The organism is Paraconexibacter sp. (assembly GCF_059438195.1).
The window spans coordinates 15,386-37,579 of record NZ_JBLKKY010000035.1 but is presented as its reverse complement, the minus strand read 5'-3'; the positions used below and the strand labels follow the sequence as shown (position 1 = coordinate 37,579).

Annotated in this window: 18 protein-coding genes and 1 pseudogene; 11 read left to right on the top strand and 8 right to left on the bottom strand. The window is 74.2% G+C overall.

The window, feature by feature from the left end; all coding sequences use genetic code 11:
- Window positions 1-21 precede the first annotated feature (21 nt).
- The 4 genes from ACME2J_RS13040 to ppk1 are packed head-to-tail and all read left to right on the top strand — an operon-like array spanning window position 22 to window position 4,478.
- A complete protein-coding gene (locus ACME2J_RS13040; RefSeq protein ID WP_495545356.1) occupies window positions 22-921 on the top strand; it encodes a Ppx/GppA phosphatase family protein in 900 nt (299 codons plus the stop codon).
- Window positions 922-976: 55 nt separating this feature from the next.
- The gene (locus ACME2J_RS13035; protein ID WP_495545355.1) at window positions 977-1,723 is read left to right on the top strand and encodes a CHAD domain-containing protein; all 747 of its coding nucleotides are present in this window, start codon (window positions 977-979) and stop codon (window positions 1,721-1,723) included.
- A complete protein-coding gene (locus tag ACME2J_RS13030; protein WP_495545354.1) occupies window positions 1,720-2,331 on the top strand; it encodes a CHAD domain-containing protein in 612 nt (203 codons plus the stop codon). Before ACME2J_RS13035 ends, ACME2J_RS13030 begins: the two co-directional genes overlap by 4 nt.
- Entirely contained in the window at window positions 2,328-4,478 is a 2,151-nt protein-coding gene (gene ppk1 / locus ACME2J_RS13025; protein WP_495545353.1) for a polyphosphate kinase 1, read from the top strand. The genes ACME2J_RS13030 and ppk1 overlap by 4 nt, the downstream gene beginning before the upstream one ends.
- 46 nt (window positions 4,479-4,524) lie before the next feature.
- On the opposite strand, the gene ACME2J_RS13020 is transcribed toward ppk1, so the two are convergent.
- Window positions 4,525-5,217 (bottom strand): TetR/AcrR family transcriptional regulator, encoded by a 693-nt coding sequence (locus tag ACME2J_RS13020; protein WP_495545352.1) that lies wholly within the window; start codon window positions 5,215-5,217, stop codon window positions 4,525-4,527.
- Here ACME2J_RS13020 and ACME2J_RS13015 point away from each other — a divergent pair.
- Together ACME2J_RS13015 and ACME2J_RS13010 are read left to right on the top strand one after the other, a co-directional pair.
- On the top strand, window positions 5,216-5,803 hold the full coding sequence (locus ACME2J_RS13015; RefSeq protein WP_495545351.1) for a 2-hydroxychromene-2-carboxylate isomerase: 588 nt from the start codon (window positions 5,216-5,218) through the stop codon (window positions 5,801-5,803). The two genes, ACME2J_RS13020 and ACME2J_RS13015, sit on opposite strands and share 2 nt — an antisense overlap.
- Window positions 5,800-6,501: pseudogene (locus ACME2J_RS13010) on the top strand (aminotransferase class IV); the annotation flags it as partial. The gene ACME2J_RS13015 and the pseudogene ACME2J_RS13010, both read left to right, overlap by 4 nt.
- Before the next feature lie 156 nt (window positions 6,502-6,657).
- Here ACME2J_RS13010 and ACME2J_RS13005 read toward each other — a convergent pair.
- The 4 genes from ACME2J_RS13005 to ACME2J_RS12990 all read right to left on the bottom strand — a co-directional run bounded on the left by ACME2J_RS13005 (window position 6,658) and on the right by ACME2J_RS12990 (window position 11,536).
- Entirely contained in the window at window positions 6,658-7,881 is a 1,224-nt protein-coding gene (locus tag ACME2J_RS13005) for a class I SAM-dependent methyltransferase (RefSeq protein ID WP_495545350.1), read from the bottom strand.
- Window positions 7,882-7,890: 9 nt separating this feature from the next.
- The gene (locus ACME2J_RS13000; protein ID WP_495545349.1) at window positions 7,891-8,808 is read right to left on the bottom strand and encodes a histone deacetylase family protein; all 918 of its coding nucleotides are present in this window, start codon (window positions 8,806-8,808) and stop codon (window positions 7,891-7,893) included.
- Between the two features lie 337 nt (window positions 8,809-9,145).
- Window positions 9,146-11,134: an SDR family oxidoreductase gene (locus tag ACME2J_RS12995; protein WP_495545348.1), complete on the bottom strand. Its 1,989-nt coding sequence runs from the start codon at window positions 11,132-11,134 to the stop codon at window positions 9,146-9,148.
- Between the two features lie 132 nt (window positions 11,135-11,266).
- Complete coding sequence (locus tag ACME2J_RS12990) at window positions 11,267-11,536, bottom strand: hypothetical protein (protein WP_495545347.1); 270 nt, start codon at window positions 11,534-11,536, stop codon at window positions 11,267-11,269.
- A 31-nt stretch (window positions 11,537-11,567) separates the two neighbouring features.
- Here ACME2J_RS12990 and ACME2J_RS12985 point away from each other — a divergent pair, with 31 nt between their 5' ends.
- The 5 genes from ACME2J_RS12985 (at window position 11,568) to ACME2J_RS12965 (ending at window position 17,728) form a co-directional block, all read left to right on the top strand.
- The gene (locus ACME2J_RS12985) at window positions 11,568-12,299 is read left to right on the top strand and encodes an enoyl-CoA hydratase/isomerase family protein (RefSeq protein WP_495545346.1); all 732 of its coding nucleotides are present in this window, start codon (window positions 11,568-11,570) and stop codon (window positions 12,297-12,299) included.
- Between the two features lie 53 nt (window positions 12,300-12,352).
- Complete coding sequence (locus ACME2J_RS12980) at window positions 12,353-14,416, top strand: ABC-F family ATP-binding cassette domain-containing protein (protein ID WP_495545345.1); 2,064 nt, start codon at window positions 12,353-12,355, stop codon at window positions 14,414-14,416.
- Window positions 14,417-14,503: 87 nt separating this feature from the next.
- The gene (locus ACME2J_RS12975; protein ID WP_495545344.1) at window positions 14,504-15,433 is read left to right on the top strand and encodes a sugar phosphate isomerase/epimerase family protein; all 930 of its coding nucleotides are present in this window, start codon (window positions 14,504-14,506) and stop codon (window positions 15,431-15,433) included.
- Between the two features lie 40 nt (window positions 15,434-15,473).
- Window positions 15,474-16,658: an AarF/UbiB family protein gene (locus ACME2J_RS12970; protein WP_495545343.1), complete on the top strand. Its 1,185-nt coding sequence runs from the start codon at window positions 15,474-15,476 to the stop codon at window positions 16,656-16,658.
- Window positions 16,659-16,768: 110 nt separating this feature from the next.
- Window positions 16,769-17,728: an alpha/beta hydrolase gene (locus ACME2J_RS12965; RefSeq protein WP_495545342.1), complete on the top strand. Its 960-nt coding sequence runs from the start codon at window positions 16,769-16,771 to the stop codon at window positions 17,726-17,728.
- Between the two features lie 107 nt (window positions 17,729-17,835).
- Here the strand turns inward: ACME2J_RS12965 and ACME2J_RS12960 are convergent, their stop codons facing one another.
- From ACME2J_RS12960 to ACME2J_RS12950, 3 genes are all read right to left on the bottom strand, one after another.
- The gene (locus ACME2J_RS12960) at window positions 17,836-20,097 is read right to left on the bottom strand and encodes a glycoside hydrolase family 31 protein (protein WP_495545341.1); all 2,262 of its coding nucleotides are present in this window, start codon (window positions 20,095-20,097) and stop codon (window positions 17,836-17,838) included.
- A 121-nt stretch (window positions 20,098-20,218) separates the two neighbouring features.
- On the bottom strand, window positions 20,219-20,794 hold the full coding sequence (locus ACME2J_RS12955; protein ID WP_495545340.1) for a TetR/AcrR family transcriptional regulator: 576 nt from the start codon (window positions 20,792-20,794) through the stop codon (window positions 20,219-20,221).
- Window positions 20,791-22,185 (bottom strand): MFS transporter, encoded by a 1,395-nt coding sequence (locus ACME2J_RS12950; protein ID WP_495545339.1) that lies wholly within the window; start codon window positions 22,183-22,185, stop codon window positions 20,791-20,793. Before ACME2J_RS12950 ends, ACME2J_RS12955 begins: the two co-directional genes overlap by 4 nt.
- Window positions 22,186-22,194 lie beyond the last annotated feature (9 nt).

The following is a 22,194-nucleotide window of genomic DNA, read 5'->3' as shown; positions in this document are numbered from 1 at the left end:
CATCATGTCAAGCTGCGCCCCGTGCGATGCGCGTGCATCGACGTCGGCTCCAACACGACGCGCCTGCTCGTCGCCGAGCCGGACGGCCCGCTCCTCCGTGAGATCGCCGCCGAGCGCGTCTTCACGCGCATCGGCGCGGCCCGGGCCGGTGGCGGGCCGATCCCGCCGGCGACGGTCGCCGACGTCGCCCGCGTCGTCGCCGAGCAGGTCGCGCAGGCGCGGCGTCTCGGCGCCGAGCGGCTGCGCGCCGTCGCGACCGCGGCGGTCCGCGGCGCGCCGAACGCGGCCGCGCTCTGCGACGCCGTCCGCGCGTCCGCCGAGATCGAGCTCGAGGTCGTCGCCGCCGAGGAGGAGGCGGCGCTCGCCTTCCTCGGCGCGACCGGCACGTGCCCGGGGGCCGAGCCGCCCGAGGCCGAGCGCGCCGCTGCCGAGCGCCCGATCGCGGTGGTCGACGTCGGAGGAGGCTCGACCGAGCTCGTCGCCGGGACGCCCGCGGGCGGCGTCGAGTGGACGGTCTCGCTGCCGATCGGCTCGAGCGTCCTCGGGCTCTCGGAGACCCCCAGCGCCGCCGACCGGCTCGAGGCGCTCGTCGCCGAGGTCGCCGCCGCCTTCGAGGGGGTCGTCCCGCCCCCCGTCGACCGGGCCGTCGCCGTCGGCGGGAGCGCGGGCTCGCTGCGTCTCCTCGTCGGTGACCAGCTCACCCCCGCTGCGCTCGGGCGGGCGCTCGACCTCCTCTCCTCGACGCCGGCCGATGAGGTCGTGCGGCGCCACGGCCTCCATCCCGAGCGGGTGCGGATGCTCCCGGCCGGTCTCGCGATCCTCGCCGCCGCGGGCCGGACTCTCGGCGGCGCGCCGCTCGAGGTCGGTCGCGGCGGGCTGAGGGAGGGCGTCGTCCTCCGCGAGCTCGCGCTCGTCCGCTGACGGGACCGTGCCCGCACCCCTGACGGGGCGGGGGCGGGCGGCTAGCATCGTCCGCATGGCGAAGGCCCGCGAGATCCCCGGACTGCGTCCCGACATGAGCTTCGCCGAGGCCGCGGCCCGCACGGTGAGGGTCCGGTCGCAGGAGCTCGTCGATCACGCCGACGGCGTCCTCGACGTCACCGAGATCGAGCGCGTCCACGCGATGCGCGTCGCGAGTCGGCGGCTGCGCGCCGTCCTCGAGATCCACGCGGCCTGCTTCCCCGCGAAGCTCCACCGCTCCGTCCTCCGGGACGTGAAGGCGCTCGCGGACGCGCTCGGAGCGCGCCGCGACCCCGACGTGCAGCTCGCCGCGCTCGAGCGGTTCGCCAAGAAGGTCGGAGAGGGGGAGAGGCCGGGAATCGAGCTCTTCGCCGCGGCCGCCCGCGCCCGTCAGTCGGAGGGCAACGGGGTCCTCGCCGCCGCCGTCGCGGACATGCGCGAGCGTGATCTCGCCGGCCGGCTCCGCGCGCTCGCCGACGCCGCCGCGCCCCCGGACGAGGCGGCCGCGGACCGCGACGCCGCGGAGCTGGACATCGCGACGGAGGACGTCGCCTCGGCCGGTCCCGAGCCGCCCGGGACCGCCGATCCCGAGCCGATCGCGGTCGCCGCCGAGCCGGTCCCGGACGCGTCGGTGCCCGTGCCGGGCTCGGCCCTCGCGATCGTCCCGGTGGGCCGCGACGGAGGCGGGCCGCAGGAGGACGTCGCGGCCGAGGCGCCCGACACGGGCGGCGGCTGGCCCGGAGGGTGGGGGGCGCGCGCATGAAGGCGAAGAAGGTGAAGGGCCTCGACCCGACGGGCACGCTCGCCGACAACGTCGAGCGCATCGTCCGCGCCCGATCCGACGAGGTCCACGCGTTCGTGCCCGCGGCGCTCGACCCGGAGGAGGTCGAGGCGCTCCACGACATGCGGATCGCGGCGAAGCGCCTGCGCTACATCCTCGAGCTGCACCACGGCGCGTTCGGCCCCTACGCGGAGACCGCCGCGAAGCGCGCGAAGCAGCTCCAGGACGTCATCGGCGAGATCCACGACTGCGACGTGACGATCCCCGAGGTCGACGAGATGGTCGCCCGCTGCCGTCGCGAGGACGCCGAGGAGCTGCTGCGGCGCAGGAAGCCCACCGCGGCCGACGTCGATCCGGCGGCCGCCGCCGACCTCCCGCACGCCGAGCACTACCGCGGTCTCGAGGCGCTGCGGACCCATCTCAGCGCTCGCCGCGCCCACCTCTACGGCCGCTTCCTCGAGCTCTGGCGCGACCTCCAGCGGGAGGGCTTCCGCGCCCGTCTCGAGTTCGCCGTCGCCGAGCGGGCCGGCGGCTTCACACCGCATTCACACCCGGCCGCCGCAGGCCGCCTACCGTCGGCCGAGCGATGACCGATCCGAGCGTGCCCGCGCAGGACCCGATCCGGGCGATCGACACCGCCTCGCTCGGGGCCGAGCCCGAGGACGTCCCCGCCGATCTCAACTCCCCGGACCTCTACACGAACCGGGAGATCTCCTGGCTCGGCTTCAACGACCGCGTCCTCCAGCTCGCCGAGGACCCGAGCCAGCCGCTGCTCGAGCGCGTGAAGTTCGCCGCGATCTTCAGCTCGAACCAGGACGAGTTCTTCATGGTCCGGGTCGCCGGCCTCCACGACCAGGTCGACGCCGGCCTCGCCGACCGCGGGCCCGACGGGCTCACGCCGTCGGAGACGGTCGACGAGATCCGCAGCATCGTCACCGGTCTCGTCGCGCGGCAGTCCGCGTGCGTGCAGCGCGACCTCCGGCCCGCGCTCGAGGAGCACGGCATCCGGATCGTGTGCATGGAGGACGTGAGCGACCTCGAGCGTGACGAGCTCGCGCAGCGCTACCGGCGGCAGATCTTCCCCGTCCTCACGCCGCTCGGGGTCGGGCTCGGCCGTCCGTTCCCGTACATCTCGAACCTCTCGCTCAGCCTCGCGGTGCTCGTCCGCGATCCCGTGACCGGCGTGACGACGTTCGCGCGCGTCAAGGTCCCCAAGGAGAACGTCCCGCGGTTCATCGAGACCTCGCAGCACACGTTCGTGCCGCTCGAGGACGTCATCGCCGCCCACCTCGACGCCCTCTTCCCCGGGATGGAGATCGTCGACCACGCGGTCTTCCGCGTCACCCGCGACGCCGACTTCGAGGTCTCCGACGAGGCTGACGACCTCCTGCGGGCCGTCGAGGCGGAGCTGCGCCGGCGCCGCTTCGGAGAGGTCGTCCGCGTCGAGGTCGAGCACGACATGAGCCCTGCGCTGCGCCGCCAGCTCGTCGAGGCGCTCGGCGTCGAGGAGCGGCAGGTCTACGACATCGAGGGCCTCATCGACCTCGAGGACCTGTGGGCGATCGTGAAGCTGCCCGGCTTCGCGGAGCTGCGCGACGTCCCGTGGTCGCCGGTGACGCAGCCCCGGCTCCAGGGAGAGGACGAGGGGAAGGCCGACATCTTCGCGGCCATCCGCCAGGGCGACATCCTCGTCCACCACCCCTACGACTCGTTCGCGACGTCCGTCGAGCGGTTCGTCGAGCAGGCGGTCGCCGACCCGGACGTCCTCGCGATCAAGCAGACGGTCTACCGGACCTCCGGGGACGCGCCGCTCATCCCGTCGCTCATCCGCGCCACCGAGCGCGGCAAGCAGGCCGTGTGCCTCGTCGAGCTGAAGGCCCGGTTCGACGAGCGCGCGAACATCGGATGGGCGCGCGCCCTCGAGGAGGCGGGCGTCCACGTCGTCTACGGCCACCCGGCCCTCAAGACGCACGCGAAGTGCGTCCTCGTCGTTCGGCGCGAGGGGGACGGCGTCCGCCACTACGTCCACGTCGGGACGGGCAACTACCACCCGACGACGGCGCGCCTCTACACGGACTTCGGGCTGTTCACCTGCGACGAGGAGATCGCCGGCGACGTCGCCGACATGTTCAACTTCCTCACCGGCTACGCGCGGCCGCAGGCGTACCGGCGGGTCCTCGTGGCGCCCGCGCACCTCCGCGACGGGATCATCGACGAGATCGAGCGGACGATCGGCGCCCACGAGGAGGGCCGCCACGCGCGGATCACGATGAAGATGAACGCGCTCGTCGACAAGCGCTGCATCCGCGCGCTCTACCGGGCCTCGCAGGCCGGGGTGCCGGTCGACCTCAACATCCGCGGGATCTGCTCCCTCGTGCCCGGTGTTCCCGGGGTCTCCGACAACATCCGCGTGACGTCCGTCGTCGGCCGCTTCCTCGAGCACTCCCGGATCTTCGCCTTCGAGCGCGGGGACGAGCAGCGCGTCTTCATCGGGTCGGCGGACCTCATGCCGCGCAACCTCGACACCCGCGTCGAGCTCGTGACGCCGGTCGACGACCCGAGCCTGCGCGACGATCTGCTCGACGCGCTCGAGCGCTGCCTCGGGGACGAGATGAACGCCTGGGACCTCGCCGCCGACGGGACGTGGACCCGCCGCACGCCCGGCCCGGAGGCGCGGTCCGTCCATCGCGAGCTCATGCTCGGGCACCACGCCCGGGCGCAGGAGACGATGTCGTAGGGCGGTCGCGCGGACGGGCCGGGCCGGGGCCGCCGCAGCCGGTCGCTCAGCGGCTCGAGCGCTCACCGAGCGCCGCGCAGAGGACGTCGACGACGTGGCGGATCCGCCTCGTCCGAAAGCCGCGCGTGCGGACGCTCGTCCCGAGCCCGGCCAGCATCGTGTCGTCGTGGGCGTAGGGGAAGAAGCAGAGTCCGATCATCGAGATGAGGAGCTGCCGGCGCTCGTCGCCCTTTCGGGGCGAGCCCGGGAGCGCGTCGAGGATCGCCTCGAGCCCTTCCTGCATCGCGGTCGAATGCGGTGGCCGGGAGGCTCCGGCGCGCCGGCCTTCGTGGAGCGCCTCCCACGCCATGAGGCGGACGAACGTCGGCGTCGCGTCGAGGAAGCCGACGTACGCGCCCACGAGTTCGGTGAGCACGTCGCGCAGGTCGTCCTCGGCGAGCGGGGCGAGAGCGTCGACCTGCGCACGGACCCGATCGACCACCGGCCGCAGCCTCTCCTCTCGTCGGGCGAAGAGCCTCTCGAGGACCGCCTCGTAGAGGCCGTCCTTGCCGCCGAAGAAGTAGGCGGGCAGCGCCGACGACGCGCCTGCATCGGCGGCGATCCGTCCCATCGCCGCGCCGTCGTAGCCGTCGCGGGCGAACGCGACCTCGGCGGCGTCGAGGATCCGCTCCCGGCTCGCGCCGGCGTCCCGACGACGACCTTGTGTGCTTATTGATCGATCAGTAAGTTGCTTGGCCATGGTCACCGTGTCCCTGGACGTCGGGTCACCCTACGCCTACCTCGCGCTCGAACGCGCTCCGGGCCTCCTGCCCGGAGTCGAGATCGTCGCCGCACCTGTCCTCCTCGGCGCGATGTTCCGCGCGACCGGACGTGTCTCGTGGGCGACGACCGCGGCGCGCGAGACGGGGATGCGTGACGTCGAGCGCCGGGCCGCCGCCGCCGGCCTGCCGCCGGTCCGCTGGCCCGATCCGTGGCCGGGTGATGGACTGCGAGCGATGCGTGGCGCCGTCCACGCGACCCGCCTCGGCCGCAGCACCGAGTACGCGCGGGCGGCGATGCGCGTCGCGTTCGCCGACGGCGAGAGCCTCGAGCGGCCCGAGGCCATCGCCCGTGCCGCCGAGGCCGCGGGCCTCGATCCCGACCTCCTGCTCGCGGCGACGGACGACGACCTGATCAAGCGAGAGCTGCGTGAGCGCACCGAGGCGGCGCTCGCCGCCGGGATCGTGGGTGTCCCCACCTTCAGCGTCGACGGCGAGCACTTCTGGGGCGACGACCGCCTCGGCGACGTCGCGGCGCGACTGAACGCACGAGGCGTCGCGCCATGAGCCTCGCCGGCATCGCCTGCGTCGACGGCGTCTGGTTCGACGACGCCGCGGAGGCGTCGGTGAGCGTGCTCGACCACGGGCTGCTCTACGGCGACGGCGTCTTCGAGGGCATCCGCTTCTACGACGGCGAGCCGTTCCTCCTCGGTGCCCACCTGCGGCGGCTGCGGGCGAGCGCCCGCGCGCTCGCGCTCGGCGTTCCGTGGGACGACGACGAGCTCGGGGAGCTCTGCCGGGAGGGGGCGCGTCGGTCGGGGCTCGCCGACGGCTACCTCCGACTGCTCCTCACGCGCGGACGCGGCGCGCTCGGCGTCTCGCCGCACACGTGCCCGCGGCCGTCGCTCGTCCTCATCGCCGCGCCCTTGTCGCTCTACCCGGCCGAGGTCCGCGAGCACGGCGTCGACGTCGTGACGAGCGCGCTGCGACGCGCCGCCGGGGATGCGCTCCCTCCGCAGGTGAAGTCCCTCAACTACCTCACGAGCGTCCTCGCGGCGATCGAGGCGCGGCGGCAGGGCGCGCACGAGGCGCTCCTCCTCGACGCCTCGGGTCGCGTCGCCGAGTGCAGCGCCGACAACGTCTTCGTCGTCTCCGGCGGCGTCGTGCGCACGCCGCCCGACGCCGACGGGGCCCTGCGCGGGATCACCCGCGACCACGTCGCCGGGCTGCTCCGGGCCGACGGCGTCGCCGTCGAGTCGGCTCCGCTCGTCCTCGCCGACGTGTGGACGGCCGACGAGATCTTCCTCACGGGGACGGGGGGCGGAGGTCGTGCCCGTCGCGCGCATCGACGGCCGAGCGCTGCCCGCCGCGCCCGGCCCGCTCACGCTCCGGGCCCGGGAGCTCTTCGCGGCGTCGGTCCGTCAGTCCCCGGGCACGCTCGCCCGCACCTGATAGAGGCTCGTGAAGCCCGTCGCGAAGCCGTTGCGAGCGGCCCGGAGGTAGAGGCGCCACACGCGCACGCGCTCGTCGCCGGCGAGCCGGCGGGCCTCGTCGAGGCGCGCGTCGAGGCGCTCGATCCAGTGCGTGAGCGTGCGGACGTAGTGGTGGCGGAAGTCCTCGACGTGGTGGGTCTCGAAGCCGGCCCGCTCGAGCGCCGTCTGGATGCGCGAGAGGTGGAGCGGGGCGGCGTCGGGGAAGACGTAGCGCTCCGAGAACGGCCCGGCCTCGGGATCGCCGACGCGCAGCCGCGCGATCCCGTGGTTGAGGAGCCGGCCGCCGGGACGCAGCTGCGCCCGCAGGACCCGCGCGTATTCGTCGATCTGCGCGTTGCCGACGTGCTCGACCATCCCGATCGAGGCGATCGCGTCGTAGGGGCCGTCGGCGACGTCGCGGTAGTCCATGACGCGGATCTCGACGCGGTCGCCGACCCCCGCGGCGGCCGCTCGCTCGCGGGCGAGGCGCGCCTGCGGCTCGGAGAGCGTGAGCCCGACGACGTGGACGCCGTGGCGGCCGGCGGCGTGGATCGCGAACGAGCCCCAGCCGCATCCGACGTCGAGGACGCGCTCGCCGGGCCGGAGCGCGAGCTTCGCGCACACGAGCTCGAGCTTCGCCTCCTGCGCCTCGTCGAGGCCGACGTCCATGTCCTCGGCGCCGTCGCGGCGGAAGACCGCGCACGAGTAGGTCATCGAGGCGTCGAGGAAGAGGGCGAAGAAGTCGTTGGAGACGTCGTAGTGGTGGCGGACGGAGCGGGCGTCGCGCTCGGCGGAGTGACGGCGCCCGCGCGGCCGCAGCTCGGCGGCCGGCGGCTGCGGCGGGAGGACCGGGCCCATCGCGCGCGCGGCGGCGAGGGCGAGCCCGGCCTGTGCGCGCCGGTCGATCGGCGGGGGCTTCCAGTGCTCGAGGACGTCGATGACGCCGTCGAGGTCGTCGACCTCGAGGAGGCCGCTCACGTACGCGCGGCCGATGCCGAGCTGGCCGGGCGCGCGGAGCACGTGCGCGAAGGCGCGCCGGTCGGCGACGCGGAAGGTCGGGCCGCCGGTGCCGTCGGTCCGGTCCAGGCGCTGCCCGTCCCACATCTCGATGGTGAAGGGACGGCGGGGGAGCGCCTGCTCGAGACGCCGGAGGAAGGCGGTCGTCGCGGGCATGGTCCGACCCTAACCGAGCGGGCGGGCGGCGCCGGCGATGCGGGCCGCGCACGCGGCGATCGTCGCGGCGTTGATGTCGACGCCGTCGTCGACGTCCGGCGGGTAGCCGCCGGCGAGCGTGACGACGACGGGCAGCCCCGCCCCGAGCGCCGCGTCGAGGACGATCTCGTCGCGGGCGAGGAGACCGGGCTTCGTGAGCGCGAGCCGGCCGAGGCCGTCACCTTCCCACGGGTCGGCCCCTGCGAGGTAGAGGACGATCTCCGGCCTCGCGGCTCGCAGCGCGACGGCGAGCGCCTGCTCGAGCGACGAGAGGTAGAGGTCGTCGCCGGTCCCCGCCGGAAGCTCGACGTCGAGATCGGAGGGGATCCGCGTGAAGGGGTAGTTGCGCTCGCACTGGACGCTGAGCGTGAAGGCGTCCGGGTCCGGGCCGAGGAGCTCGGCGGTGCCGTCGCCCTGGTGGACGTCGCAGTCGACGACGAGGACGCGGCGCAGCCGACCTTCGCGCCGCAGCTCGGTCGTCGTCACCGCGAGGTCGTTGAAGAGGCAGTACCCGCGGGCCGACGCGTGACCCGCGTGGTGCGTCCCGCCGCCGAGCATGATCCCGACCTGCTGGCCGTCGAGGGCGTCGCGCGCGGCGCGCAGCGTCCCGCGCGTGCCGCGCCGGGCGCGCTCGACGAGCTCGGGGGACCACGGCAGCCCGAGGACGCGCGACTCGCGGCGGTCGAGGGCCCCGGTGCGCATCCGCTGGAGGAAGGCCTCGTCGTGGACGCGCGCGAGGACGTCCCAGCCGACGGGCGCCGGCGTGTCGGCGCGGGTCACGAGCCCGTCCGCGAGGACGCGGTCGCGCAGCCGCGCGTACTTCGCGAGCGGGTAGCGGTGCCCCGCCGGCAGCGGGAACGTGTGGTCGGCGTGCGTCCAGACGCGCATCACCGAGGACTACGTCCCGGCGCCCCGCGGGGGGCGAATCGAACGCGCGTTGATTTGACGCCCATATAGGGGGTGAATCGAACGCGCGTTGATTTCGCCCCCGGCGCGGCGGAGCGCTGGGAGGGGCGAATCGAACGCGCGTTGATTTGACGCCCATATAGGGGGTGAATCGAACGCGCGTTGATTTCGCCCCCGGCGCGGCGGAGCGCTGGGAGGGGCGAATCGAACGCGCGTTGATTTGACGCCCATATAGGGGGTGAATCGAACGCGCGTTGATTTCGCACCCCCCCCCCCGGCGCGGCGCCCGCCGCGCTCGCACCCCCGCACCCGCGCCCACCTACCAGTGCACGCCCTTCATGAGGTTCGCCATCGCGAGCTGCTCCATGCTCGCCTTCTCGTCGCCGCCCTTCTCGCCGCGGGCGGCCGCGGACTCGGGGAAGACCTTGTACGCCATGTGGAGGACCTGGTCGCTCACCTTCGGCGCGAGGGCGTAGAGGACCTCGCCGAACGTGCCGAGCCGCGTGTTGATCTGCTTCGGCTTGGACCGGAAGGCCTCGCAGATCATGTCCGCGGCCTCCGCGGGGCTGATCGTCGGGAAGTTGTCGTACATCTTCGTCGGGGCGATCATCGGCGTCCGCACGAGCGGCATGTGGATCGTCGTGAAGTGGATGCCGTCGCCGATGACCTCCGAGCTCACGACGCGCGTCCACCCGTCGAGAGCGGACTTCGACGCGATGTAGGCGCTGAAGCGCGGGGGAGACGTCTGGACGCCGATCGAGCTCACGTTCACGACCTGCCCGAAGCCGCGCTCCTGCATCGACGGCAGCAGGCACATGATGAGCTTGATGGCGCCGAAGTAGTTGAGCTGCATCGTGCGCTCGAAGTCGTGGAAGCGGTCGTGGCTGAGCTTGATCGACCGCCGGATCGAGCGGCCCGCGTTGTTGACGAGCATGTCGACGCGGCCGTGGTCGGAGAGCGCGCGCTCGGCGAGGTCCTCGATCGACTCGAGGCTCGTGAGATCGGCGGAGTAGACGTGCGCCTTCCCGCCGGCGTCCTCGATCTCCCGCTGGACCTCCTGCAGCTTGTCCGCCGAGCGGGCGACGAGGAGCGGGGTCGCGCCGGCCGCGGCGAGCTTGAGCGCCGCCTCCTTGCCGATCCCCGACGAGGCGCCCGTGATCATGACGACCTTGCCCTTGACGGCGGCCTCGAGCGAGCGGTCCTTGAAGAGGTCGGGGTCGAGGTGGCGCTCGTAGTAGGCCCACAGCTCGTCGGCGTACTCCTCGAGCGGCGGGACCTCGATGCCCGTCCCCGCGAGGGCCCGCTCGGCGTCCCGCGTGTCGAAGTCGCACGAGAAGCCGACGTGCTCGAGGACCTCGCCGGGGATGCCGACCTCGGCGAGGATCGAGTCGCGGACGCCCTTGAGCTGGGGGAGCTTGAGGAGCATCGAGATCGCGCCCTTCGGCAGCGCGTCCGTGAGGCGCTTGTCGATGCGCATGGCGAGCTGAGGCGCGTGCGCGGCGCGGGCGAAGACGTTGAGGACCTCGCCGGAGCGCATCGAGCGCGGCGCGGCGAGGTGGAAGGCCTGGCCGTCGAGCCCGTCCTCGTGGGCGATGTGGTCCATCGCCTTCGCGACGAAGTCGACGGGCACGATGTTCGTCCGGCCGAGCTCGGGGCCGACGAGCGGCACCCACTCGGGCAGGGCGTGCCGTGCCCGCTGGATGAGCTTGAAGAAGTAGTAGGGGCCGTCGATCTTGTCCATCTCGCCGGTCTTCGAGTGACCGACGACGATCGCGGGCCGGTAGACGCGCCAGGGGACCTTCGTCTCCTCGCGGGCGATCCGCTCGCTCTCGAACTTCGTCCGGTGGTACGCGGACGGGAGCGTCTGCCCCTCGTCGAACATGTCCTCGCGGAAGAGGCCCTTGTGGAGGCCCGCCGCGGCGACCGACGAGGTGTGGTGGAAGCAGCCCGCCTTCACGGCGTTCGCGAACGCCACCGCGTTGCGCGTGCCGCCGTTGTTGAGCGCCTCGTTGCGCTCGTCGTCGGCGGTCATGTCGTAGATCGCCGCGAGGTGGAAGACGTGGTCGATCTCGCCCTTGTGCTCGGAGATCCACTCCTTGTCGACGCCGAGCCTCGGCTTCTCGAGGTCGCCGACGACCGGCTTGACGCGCTTCTTCGCCTTCGGCCCCCACTGCGCGCGGAGGGCGTCGAGCTTCTCCTTCGAGCCGGAGCGCACGAGGACGTGGATGTCGCCCTTGCGGTTGTCGAGCAGCTCCTGCACCAGGAACCGCCCGATGAACCCGGTCGCGCCGGTCACGAAGTACGCCATGTCGCTGCTCTCCTCCCAGGAACCTGCAGGTCCGCGCAACCCTATACGGGGCGCTGACGGGCGGAGGGGAGTGGCGTGCGGCGGGGCGGGGACGGCGATGCGCCGCGGAGGACCGCGGCGCGGAGGGGGCTGCTACCAGCCGCCCTTCCAGATCTCGTCGTTCGCGCGGTGCTTGACAGCGGCCTTCTTCGCGTCCTTCCGGCGGTCGAGCGACCACTGGATGAGCGACATGAGGAAGATGAAGGCCGGGAAGAAGCCGATGAGGATGAAGCCGGCCTTCGTGATGATCTTGTCGTTCACCTCGCCGTAGAGGCCCTCTCCCGAGGCCTGCGCGAACGCCTGCGGGGCGAGGATCGCGAAGGTGACGAGGGTGGCGACGGCGGTACGGGCGGCGCGGGTCATCTCGTCGTGGATCGTATAGAACGAGGGCCTCATGTCGTCTCTCGAGCGAGAACGGCGTGGCGCCGGGATCGAGATCCTGCGCCTCGACCGCCCCGACGTCCGCAACGCGCTCGACCGCGCGACGCTCCGCGAGCTCCTCGCCGCGCTCGACGAGCTCGCCGCCGACGAGGCGCTGCGGGTGCTCGTCGTGTCGACGACGTCGACCACCGCGCTGTGCGCCGGCGCCGACGTCGGCGAGACGCTGACGGCCGAGGAGGGGGTCGAGCGCATGGCGCTCTTCGCCGAGGTCTACGCGCGCTTCGAGGCCGTCGAGGTGCCGACGATCGCGGTGTGCGTCGGCAACGTCGTGGGCGCCGGGGCCGAGCTCGCCGCCGGCTGCGACCTGCGCGTCGGCGGCGACAACCTCAAGCTCGCGTGGGCCGGTGCGCGGCTCGGCGTCCCCGTGGGGCCGGCGCGCCTCGCGCCCCTCGTCGGCCTCAGCGTCGCGAAGGACCTCGTCTTCACCGGCCGCGTCGTCGGCATGGACGAGGCGAAGGCGCTCGGGCTCCTCCACCGCACCGCGGCGGCCGACGCCGCCGAGGACGAGGCGGTCGCGCTCGCCGAGGTCCTCGAGGCGAACAGCGGACCCGGCCTGCGGACGCTGAAGGCGATGTTCCGCGAGTACGAGGGGCTCCCGCTCGCCGAGCGGGTCGCGCGCGAGAACGCGGGCCTCGTCGCGTTCCAGAGCGAGGGCGCCGGACTGCCGCAGCGCCCGCGCGGCTGACGCGCGCGACCGGTCGCGTCGTCCGGGCGCCGCCGCGTCGTACCCTTGGGTCGATGGCCGTGATGATCGCCTCCGACCTCGCCAAGGACATGGCGGGGGAGCCGCTCCTGCGCGGCGTGTCGTTCAAGCTCGAGCGTCGCGACCGGCTCACGATCGCCGGGCGCAACGGCGCCGGGAAGACGACGCTGCTCCGCATGCTCGCGGGCGAGACGTCGATCGACGGCGGCGAGCTCGTCCTCGAGAAGGGCTGCAAGGTCGTGCTCCACGACCAGCGGCCGCCCCGAGACCGGGACGTCACGCTCCGCGACTACGTCCTCTCCGCGAACACCGAGCCGCTCGAGCTCGAGGAGGAGCTGCGGGCGCTCGAGGCGAGGATGGGGGAGGGCGACGAGTCGGTCTTCAACCGCTACGCGGACGTCCAGGCCCGGTACGAGGCGGCCGGCGGCTACGGGTGGCGGGAGCGCGCGCAGGGCGTCATCCACGGCCTCGGGTTCGTGGACGGCGACCTCGACCGCGAGCTGAAGACGTTCTCCGGCGGGCAGCTCACCCGGGCCTCGCTCGCCCGTGCGCTCGCCGCCTCGCCCGACCTCCTGCTCCTCGACGAGCCGACGAACCACCTCGACATCGAGTCGCTCGAGTGGCTCGAGCAGACGCTCGTCGACCTCGACGCGGCGGTCATCATGGTCGCCCACGACCGCTGGTTCCTCGAGGCGGTCGGCACCTGCGTCCTCGAGCTCGAGGCGGGCCGCGCGCGGTTCTTCAACGGCACGTGGCACCAGTGGCGCAAGGAGCAGGCCGCCCGCGAGCTCGCGCTCGGCCGCGCCATCGAGAAGCAGCAGGCCGAGATCGCGCGGATGGAGAAGTTCATCGAGCGGTTCCGGGCGAAGGCGACGAAGGCGCGGCAGGCGCAGTCGCGGGTGAAGGCGCTGGACAAGATCGAGCGGATCGAGCGCGACCCGCGCGACACGCGCGAGCTCGGCTTCTCGTTCAAGCCGCCGGAGCGCTCCGGCCGGGTCATCTTCGAGCTCGAGGACATCCACATCGAGATCCCCACCGACCCGCCGAAGGTCCTCCTCTCCGACGCCGAGCTGTGGCTCGAGCGCGGCGAGCACGTCTCGCTCGTCGGGCAGAACGGGACGGGGAAGACGACGCTCGTCGACACGATCACGGGCCGCCGGGCTCTCGACGACGGCAAGCTCCGGATCGGCCACAACGTGAAGGTCGGCTACCTCTCCCAGCACGGGGAGGAGCTCGAGCAGGGCGGGGCGCGGACGGTCGTCGAGGCGGCGGTGAAGCGGACGGGCCTGTCCCCGAACCAGGCGCGGGCGCTCCTCGGCCGGTTCCTCTTCAGCGGGGAGGAGGCGGACAAGCCGCTCGACGGTCTCAGCGGCGGCGAGCGCCAGCGGCTGTCGCTCGCGATCCTCGTGTCGTCGGGCGCGAACGTCCTCATCCTCGACGAGCCGACGAACCACCTCGACCTCGAGAGCCGCGAGGCGCTCGAGGACGCGCTGAGCTCCTTCGAGGGCGCGCTGCTGCTCATCAGCCACGACCGCGCGCTCCTCGACGCCGTCGGCACCCGCACCGTCGCGATCGAGGACCACACGCTGCGCTCCTACGTCGGGGGCTACCCCGAGTACACGCAGGCCCGGGAGGAGCGCAAGGCCGCGGGCGTGGAGCCGTCGCCGCCCCCGCCGCCGCTCGCGGTGAGGGGTCGCAAGCACGTCGGCCGCGACGAGCGACGCCCGGACGGCATGGCCGTCACGAACCCGGAGCCGCCCCCCTCCAACGGCGTGAGTGTCGATCCACCCACCGAGAGCGCGGCTGAATCGACACTCACCGCTGCGAGCGGGAAGAACGGCGGCGGTGAGGCGGCGCGGCCCGCGAAGAAGGGGCCGAGCAAGAACCGGCTCAAGAAGCAGGCGACGCTCGAGAAGGCCGTCGAGGACGCCGAGGAGGAGCTCGCGCGCGTCGAGGAGGAGCTCGCCGACCCGGCGCGCTGGGCGACGAAGTACGAGACCGCGAAGTCAGAGGCGAAGCACACCGCGGCGAAGCGCGCCGTCGAGGACGCCTACGCGGCCCTCGAGGCCTTCGAGGCCGAGACCGAGTCGGTCGCCTGAGCCCGAGGCGCGCCGGTCACACGATCTTCACCGGCAGGTCACCGCACGGTCACCGCCCGGGCCGGCCTGGCGGGCATGCTCGCTCGCATGGACCGTCCCGGCGCGCTGCGCCCCGCGACGACCGAGATCCGCGGCCGGCTCGGCGTCGACATCCCGCGCGACCACTGGCCGACCGCCGCGACGCTGAAGGGCGTGGAGGCGTCGGGCTTCGCGTGGGTCCAGGTCCGCACGCCGCCCGTCGCGATGCTCGGCGACCGGGAGTCGCTGCGCCGTCACGCCCGCGCCCTGCGGGCGAACCTCGACGCCTGCGGCCTGCGGCTCGTCCTCCACGGGCCCGACGACCTCTCGGTCGGCGTCCTCGAGCACGACCGCGCCTTCGACGGCCTGCTCGACTACGCCCGCGAGGCGCGCGCCGAGATCGTCGTCTACCACGGCCTCGCGTTCCCCGACGCCGACGGGCCGGGCGGCGACCGCGCGCGTCTGCGCGCCCACGACGAGGAGCGCGCGCTCGCGCGGCTCGCCCGTCGCGCCCACGCCCTCGGGCTCACGGTCGCCGTCGAGAACCTCGCGCCCGTCCATCCCGGGCCGCCGCTCCAGTCGCACGACCCGCTCCGCGTCCACGACCTCGTCCGCCGGCTGCGGATGCCGTCGCTCGGGATGCTGCTCGACATCGGCCACGCGCACATCACCTGCGCCCTCGCCGGCACGGATCTCGGCGGCGTGCTGCGGCGCGTCGCCGACGACGTCGTCCTCTTCCACGTCCACGACAACCTCGGCTGCCGCCGGCACGACGTCGGCTTCCCGGACGTCGACCCGCTGCGGCTCGATCTCCACCTCCCGCCCGGGAACGGCACGCTGCCGTGGGACCGCGTCCGCGAGGCGCTCCGCGGGCATCAGGCCCCCCTCATGCTCGAGATCGCCCCGCCGCACCGGCCCGAGCTCGTCGCGCTCCAGCGGACCGCGAGCGCCCTCCTCACCGGCGACCGGCTCGGCGTGGAGCGCGCGGTCGCCTGCTGAGCCCGGGCGTCCGTCCCGGCGGCACGTAGTCTCCGCCGCCATGGCCGACGACGCAGAGCTCCAGGCGATCCGCGCCCTCACCTCCGCCGCGCGCGCGGTCGGGCGCGGGACGACGTCGATGCGCGTCGGCCTCGCGCACGCCCACGCGCAGCTCGAGGCGGCCATGCTTCCCCGCCCCGTCCGCGAGGCGGTGTGGCCGGACCTCGAGGAGGCGACCGCCCAGGTCGCGCCGCTCCCCTTCAAGGACGTCGAGAAGGCGCTCCGCGCGGCATGGGGAGGGCGCGTGTCCGACGAGCTCGACGAGCTCGAGGAGGCGCCCGCGCTCGTCGCGCCCGCGACCCAGACCCACCGCGGCGTGCGTGACGGCGAGCGGGTCGCCGTCACCGTCCTGCGGCCCGGGCTCGCGGAGCTCGTCCGCTCGGACCTCGGGCTCGCCGACCGGCTCGTCGCCCCCGCGCGCGCCGCCTTCCCGGGCGTGGACGTCCCCGCGGTCGTCCGCGAGGCGCGTCACCGCGTCCTCGACGACCTCGACCTCGAGCACGTCGCCTCGAACCAGCGGGCGCTCCACCGCGCGCTGCGCCGTCACGACGACCTCGCCGTCGCGCGGCCGCACACCGACCTCTCGCACGCGGGCGTCCTCGTCCGCGACGACCCCGAGGGGACGCCGGTCCTCGAGCTCGAGGACGCCGGCGACCGGGCCCGCGCCGCGGAGCTGCTCATCCGCTTCCAGGCGGGAGCCGTGCGCCACGGGACCGTCGTCGCCGACCTCCGCCCCGACGGCGTCGTCCTCGATGCGTCGGGTCGCCTCGTCGTCCTCGACGCGTCCGGCGCGGCCCCCGTCGGAGAGGGCCGGGCCGACCTCGTCGCCGACCTCCTCGACGCGTTCGCCGCCGGCGACGAGGCCGGCGTCGCGAGGGTGGCCGTCGCGCTCGGCGCGCTCGCGGACGGCGATGCCGAGCGCGCGGCCGCGGTCGCGGTCGACGTGCTGGCCGGCGTCCTCTCCGGTGGCGCGGTGCGGGTCGATCCCGACGTCGCCCGGACCGTCGTCGAGCGCGCCGAGCCGCACCGCGACGCCCTCCTCGATATCGCCCCTCGGGCGACGCTCGTCCCCGCCGACCTCTGGCCGCTGCGCGCGCTCGGGCAGACGATCGCCCTCGTCGTCCGTCTCGGCGCGGACGTCGACTGGCTCGCCGCGGGGCGCGCGGCGTCGCGTCACGGCTGGTAGCAGTTGTCCCGCTCCCCCAAGGAGGGAGCGCGGCGTTGGTCCGCCGCGCCGAGTCGCGGGGGACGGCGCGACGTAGCGTCGGAGGGATCATCCCCGAGGAGGAGAGAGCGATGCGCGAGGACGTCGAGTTCACGACGCAGGGCGGGGCGACGCTCCGCGGCTGGCTGTACACCCCCGAGGGCGCGTCCGGCGAGTCGGCGTGCGTCGTCCTCCAGCACGGCTTCTCGGCCGTCAAGGAGATGCACCTCGACGCCTACGCCGAGGTCTTCAGCGACGCGGGCCTCGCCTGCCTCGTCTACGACCACCCGGGCTTCGGCGCGAGCGACGAGGTCCCGGGGACCCCGCGGCTCGAGATCGACCCGTGGCAGCAGATCCGCGGGATCCAGGACGCGATCACCTACGCGCAGTCGCGGCCGGAGGTCGACGCCGACCGCATCGGCCTGTGGGGGTCGAGCTACGGCGGTGCGCACGCGTACGTGACGAGCGCGATCGACCGCCGCGTGAAGGCCGTCTGCGGGCAGGTCCCGCTCATCTCCGGCTCGCGGAACTTCGCGACGCTCGTGCGCGTCGACTTCTGGTCCCAGACGGAGGCGCTCTTCGCCGCCGACCGCCAGGCGCGCATGCAGGGCGCCGACCCGATCACGCTGCCCGTGGTCCACGAGAACCCGCTCGAGCAGAGCGCGCTCCCGACCGCGGACTCCTACGCCTTCTTCACGGAGGCGCAGGCGGAGCGGGCGCCGTCGTGGCGCAACGAGACGACGCTGCGGACGCTCGAGATGTTCCGCGGCTACGAGCCGGGGGCGTTCATCCCGCTCATCGCGCCGACGCCTCTCCTCATGGTCGTCGCGCCGCTCGACCGCCTCGCGCCGGGGGAGTGGGCGACGGCGGCCTACGAGACCGCGGCGCACCCGAAGAAGCTCGTCACCGTCCCGGGCGGCCACTTCGACGCCTACACGGGGGAGGGATTCTCGATCACCTCCGGAGCGGCGCGCGACTGGTTCGTCGAGCACCTCGTCGACCGGTTCAACCGGGGCACCGAGCTCCCGGCCCAGGCAGCCGCCTCGGCCTGACGGAGCCCCGGGGGCTCGCCGGGCGCTTCGGGCGCTCCGGGTGCGCCCCGGTCGCGCCGAACCGGATTCCTGGGGTGCCATGGCACCCCAGGAATCCGGTTCGGCGGTCAGGTCTGCGCGAACGCGATGTCGCGGGGGGCGGTGGTCGACCACCCGCGCTCCTCGGACCACCGGACCCTGGTGCCGTCCGGGAGGGCGGCGAGGGCGCGGCCGTGCCGCGGGCGGCCCCACAGCGTCGCGACGTAGGGCCGCTCGGCGTCGGGGACGTCCCTGAGGCCACGCGCGACGTGCGGCGCGGGGTGCGTGACGACGATGTGGCCGGCGCGCACCCACACCGGGATCGTGTCGAGCGGGGCGGGGACGACGACCTCGCGGCCGCCCGTCAGCTCGCGCCCGGACCACGTCTCGATCCACCGTCCCGGCGGCAGCACCGTCTCGCGCTCGCGCGCCCCCTCCTCGAGGACGGGAGCGACCCACAGCGACGGGCCGAAGCCGAACGCGTCGGCGACCGTCCACGCCTGCGGGTCGAAGGGCGCGAGGAGGGAGAGGGGGCGCACGATCGGCAGGCCGCAGCGCGCCGCGGTCTCCGCCGCCGCGCGGATGTAGGGCACGAGCATCTCGTGGAGGAGGACGCACCCGCGGTAGCGCTCGAGTGTCGCGCGGTCGTACGTCCACGGCTCCTGCCGCAGTCGCCCGTGGGCCTGCATAAGCGGCGTGTAGACGCCGAGCTGCGCCCAGCGCAGGAGCAGCTCGGGCGGGCAGCGGTCGACGCCGCGGTCGCCGAGATAGCCGCCGACGTCGTGCGACCAGTTCGAGAACCCCGACGACGCCGCGCTGATCGTCGCCGCGACGAGCGCCTGCAGCGACCAGAAGTCGCTCGCCTGGTCGCCGCCCCACAGGATCCCGTGCGCCTGCTGGCCGCTCCATCCCGAGCGCCCGAACACGACGCCGTCACCCGGGTGCACCTCGTCGAGAGCGCGCCGCATGCAGCGCCGGTAGAGCTCGCCCCACGCCCACGCCGCCTGCGCGCCCGTCGTCCCGTCGGCGAAGCGGACGTCGTCCTCGAGGTAGTAGCCCTCGCCGTCATCGGCCTTGATGCCGGCGACCCCGAGGCCCAGCACGCGCTGCGCCTGCTCGCGCCACCACCGCTCGGCGGCCGGGGAGGTGAAGTCGACCGGTGACCCCGTCCCCATCCACCACTTCCGCACGAGCGGCCGGCCGTCCGCCTCGCGGACGAAGTGCCCGTCGCGCGCGCCCGCCCCGTAGTTCGAGGCCGGCTCGCGGTGCAGGCGGCGCGACGCCGGGTCGGGCGGGACCTGGCCGTCGCGCGAGTCGACGTTCGTCCACGGCGTCACCCACACGACGGTCCGCACCCCGCGCTCGCGCAGCGACGCGACCATCCCCGCGAAGTCGGGGAACTGGTGCGGATTGGGGATCCAGGTGTTGTAGTTCGTCTCCCACGGCGAGTCGAGCACGATCGCGTCGAGCGGGATGCCGTGCCACGCGCATCCCGCGGCGTCCTCGAGCACCTGCTCCTCGTGCTCGTGGACATCACGCGACTTCCAGAACCCGTAGGCCCAGGCCGGCAGGCGCTGCGGGAGGCCCGTGCGCACCAGCTCCGCCCGCAGGCGCGCCGCCGGGAGGGGGCGCGTCGAGAGGTGCGCGCGGAGCGGACCCGAGGCCGCGCGGACGCTCACGACCGTCGCGTCGCGTCGCGCCCCGAGCTCGAAGCGCGTCCCGTTGCCCGCCGTCTCGAGCGCGACCGAGACGCCGCGCGAGCTCTGCAGGAACGGGACGGGCGCGTAGTCGCCCTGCGGGATCCCGCCGAGGTCGAGGAGGTCGGGCGGGCACGAGGGCCCCGTGTACCAGCGGTCCGCGCCGAGCTGGATCGCCCTCCCGCGGTGGTCGACGGCGAGCGCGTGCCGCGCTCCGAGCCCGGCGAAGCGCTCGTTCGAGCGCGTGTCCCACTCGAAGCCGATGCGCAGCGGGTCGCCCTCCGCCGTCGCCTCGAGCACGACGTGCTCGTCCGCGGGGATCGCGATCGCGAGGCGCGCCGCACGACCGCCCTGGAGCGCGAGGTCGAGGACGACGCCGTCGGCACGCTCCTCGCGGACCGCGCTCGCGACCGTCCGCTCCGGGAAGGAGAGGCTCTCGCGCGGGACGACGCCCTCGGTGTGCCGCACGAAGCGGTCCGCGACCGTCCCCTCGCTCGCCCAGACGTGGAGGCCGCGCACGAGACGCCGCCCCGCGCGGCGGACGTGGACGCGGAACGGCCGGTCCTTCACCTCGACGCGCACGGCGCCGCGCGCGATGACGAGGGCCTCGCGGTCGCGGACGACGCGGACGGCCTGCGTGCTGTCGAGGGACACCCCCGGGGAATCTCCCTGCAAGCGGCGGGGATCGCGTGACGATCGCGTGAAGGACGGGCCGCCGGCCTCGGCCGCCACGCGTCGGCCTGCGGGCGCGGCGAGGCCGGGCGTCGCCGTGACGCTAGTGCGCGCGGACGGCGTCGGCGACGAGGTCGGCGTACCGCTTCCACGTCGTCTCGTCGTCCTCTCCCGACTCGACGAGCGCGAGCGTGACGCCGCGGAAGAGCACCATGAGATCGTCGTGCGTGATGTCGTCGCGGACGACGCCCTCGCGACGCCCGCGTGCGAGCAGCGCCTCCCCGGTCGCGCGGGCACGCGCGACGGCGTCCTGGAGCACCGGGTCGTCGCACGTGCTCTGCACGCCGTGGGCGATGACGCCGCGCGCCCGCGTGCGGACCGCCGCGCGGAGGATGTCGCGCATCGCCTCCCACGCGTCCCCGGCCTCCGCGAGCGCGTGCTCGGAGAGGTCGGCCAGCCACTCGAGGCGCTCGGCGGCGACGGCGGCGACGAGGTGCTCCTTCGTCGGGAAGCTGCGGTAGACGGTGGCCTTGCCGACCCCGGCGCGGGCGGCGATGACGTCGATCCCGGCGGCCGGGCCCTTCTCGGTGAAGACCTCCGCGGCCGCGCGCACGACCGCCTCGCGGTTGCGGACGGCGTCGGCGCGCTTGCCGCGCGGCGGGGGAGAGGCGGTCGTCATGCCCGCGACATGCTGACCGCCGGGGCGGTCGCGGTCGACTCCTCGCCCGGCGTGGGGACGACGAACGCGCACGCCGTCGCGAGCGCGGCGACGCCTGCGCTCACGAGGAACGCGGTCGTGAAGCCGCTGTCGGTCGGCCCCGCCGCCGCGGCGACGGCGCTGCCCGCGAGGATCGACGCCGCGACCTGCGAGCCGAGCGACGAGCCGGCCATGCGGATGAGGGCGTTGAAGCCCGTCGCCTCGCCCGTGCGGTCGGACGGGACCGCGGCGATGATGAGGTTGGGCATCGCGGCGAAGGCGAACCCGATGCCGGCGAACACGACGGTGCTCGCGACGACGATGAGCGCGAGCGACCCGTGGGCGACGCCGAGGAACGCGAGGCCGAGCGTCGCGAGCGCGCCGCCGAGGACGAGCGGCACCCGGCTGCCCATCCGGGCGGCGAGCTGGCCGCCGATCGGCCCGGTGACGAGACTCACGAGCGACCCGGGGAGGAGGACCAGCCCGGCCCCGGTCGCGTCGAACCCGAGCCCGCCGTAGGCCTCGGGCGTCTCGGCGAGCTGCGGCACGAGCACGAAGGAGCCGAACATCCCGAAGCCGACGAGGAACGTCGCGAGGTTCGTGACGAGAACGGGCGGGCTGCGGAGCGTCGCGATGTCGGCGAGCGGCTCCGCCGTGCGCTGCTGCAGCCGCGCCCAGGCGACCAGGACCGCGACGCCCGCGCCGACGAGGCCGAGGACCCGCGGGTCCGTCCAGCCCCAGTCCGTCGCGCGGGCGACGCCCGCGAGCGGCAGGACGAGACCGACCGAGAGGACGACCGCGCCGCGCCAGTCGACGCGTCCCGGCCGCCGGACCGGCGACTCGGGGACCAGGAGCGCGATCGCGACGGCGGCGGAGAGCGACGTCACCGTGCCGGCCCAGAAGAGCCACTGCGTCCCGACGTGCTCGGCGACGAGACCGCCGCCGACGATGCCGATGCTCGCTCCCACACCGCCGATCGTCGAGATGACCGCGATGCTCACGGGGACGCGCTGGGGCGGGAACTCGTCGCGGATGATCCCGAAGCAGAGGGGGAAGATGCCGCCGCTGAAGCCCTGCAGGACGCGGCCGGCGACGAGCATCTCGAGCGAGGTCGCGAGCGCGGCGACGGTCGCCCCGGTGGCGAAGATGGCGAGCGCGACGAGGAGGACGCGCCGCTTGCCGAACATGTCGCCGAGCCGCCCCATGATCGGCGTCATCACGGCGGCGGTGAGGAGGAAGCCCGTGAGGACCCAGGCGATGCCGGCGGTGTCGGTGCCGAACTTGTCGCGCAGCTCGCCGATCGCCGGGATGACCGAGCTCATCGCGAGCGCGAACGACGCGATCGCGAGGCTGAGGACGAGGAGCGTCCTCATGGGGTCGGG

What these genes read in the sequence shown, in the direction of transcription:
- ACME2J_RS13035 (WP_495545355.1), top strand. Translation starts at nt 977, where the DNA reads ATGGCGAAGGCCCGCGAGATCCCCGGACTGCGTCCCGACATGAGCTTC.
- ACME2J_RS13030 (WP_495545354.1), top strand. Translation starts at nt 1,720, where the DNA reads ATGAAGGCGAAGAAGGTGAAGGGCCTCGACCCGACGGGCACGCTCGCC.
- ppk1 (WP_495545353.1), top strand. Translation starts at nt 2,328, where the DNA reads ATGACCGATCCGAGCGTGCCCGCGCAGGACCCGATCCGGGCGATCGAC.
- ACME2J_RS13015 (WP_495545351.1), top strand. Translation starts at nt 5,216, where the DNA reads ATGGTCACCGTGTCCCTGGACGTCGGGTCACCCTACGCCTACCTCGCG.
- ACME2J_RS13020 (WP_495545352.1), bottom strand. Translation starts at nt 5,217, where the DNA reads ATGGCCAAGCAACTTACTGATCGATCAATAAGCACACAAGGTCGTCGT.
- ACME2J_RS13005 (WP_495545350.1), bottom strand. Translation starts at nt 7,881, where the DNA reads ATGCCCGCGACGACCGCCTTCCTCCGGCGTCTCGAGCAGGCGCTCCCC.
- ACME2J_RS13000 (WP_495545349.1), bottom strand. Translation starts at nt 8,808, where the DNA reads ATGCGCGTCTGGACGCACGCCGACCACACGTTCCCGCTGCCGGCGGGG.
- ACME2J_RS12995 (WP_495545348.1), bottom strand. Translation starts at nt 11,134, where the DNA reads ATGGCGTACTTCGTGACCGGCGCGACCGGGTTCATCGGGCGGTTCCTG.
- ACME2J_RS12990 (WP_495545347.1), bottom strand. Translation starts at nt 11,536, where the DNA reads ATGACCCGCGCCGCCCGTACCGCCGTCGCCACCCTCGTCACCTTCGCG.
- ACME2J_RS12985 (WP_495545346.1), top strand. Translation starts at nt 11,568, where the DNA reads ATGTCGTCTCTCGAGCGAGAACGGCGTGGCGCCGGGATCGAGATCCTG.
- ACME2J_RS12980 (WP_495545345.1), top strand. Translation starts at nt 12,353, where the DNA reads ATGGCCGTGATGATCGCCTCCGACCTCGCCAAGGACATGGCGGGGGAG.
- ACME2J_RS12975 (WP_495545344.1), top strand. Translation starts at nt 14,504, where the DNA reads ATGGACCGTCCCGGCGCGCTGCGCCCCGCGACGACCGAGATCCGCGGC.
- ACME2J_RS12970 (WP_495545343.1), top strand. Translation starts at nt 15,474, where the DNA reads ATGGCCGACGACGCAGAGCTCCAGGCGATCCGCGCCCTCACCTCCGCC.
- ACME2J_RS12965 (WP_495545342.1), top strand. Translation starts at nt 16,769, where the DNA reads ATGCGCGAGGACGTCGAGTTCACGACGCAGGGCGGGGCGACGCTCCGC.
- ACME2J_RS12955 (WP_495545340.1), bottom strand. Translation starts at nt 20,794, where the DNA reads ATGACGACCGCCTCTCCCCCGCCGCGCGGCAAGCGCGCCGACGCCGTC.
- ACME2J_RS12950 (WP_495545339.1), bottom strand. Translation starts at nt 22,185, where the DNA reads ATGAGGACGCTCCTCGTCCTCAGCCTCGCGATCGCGTCGTTCGCGCTC.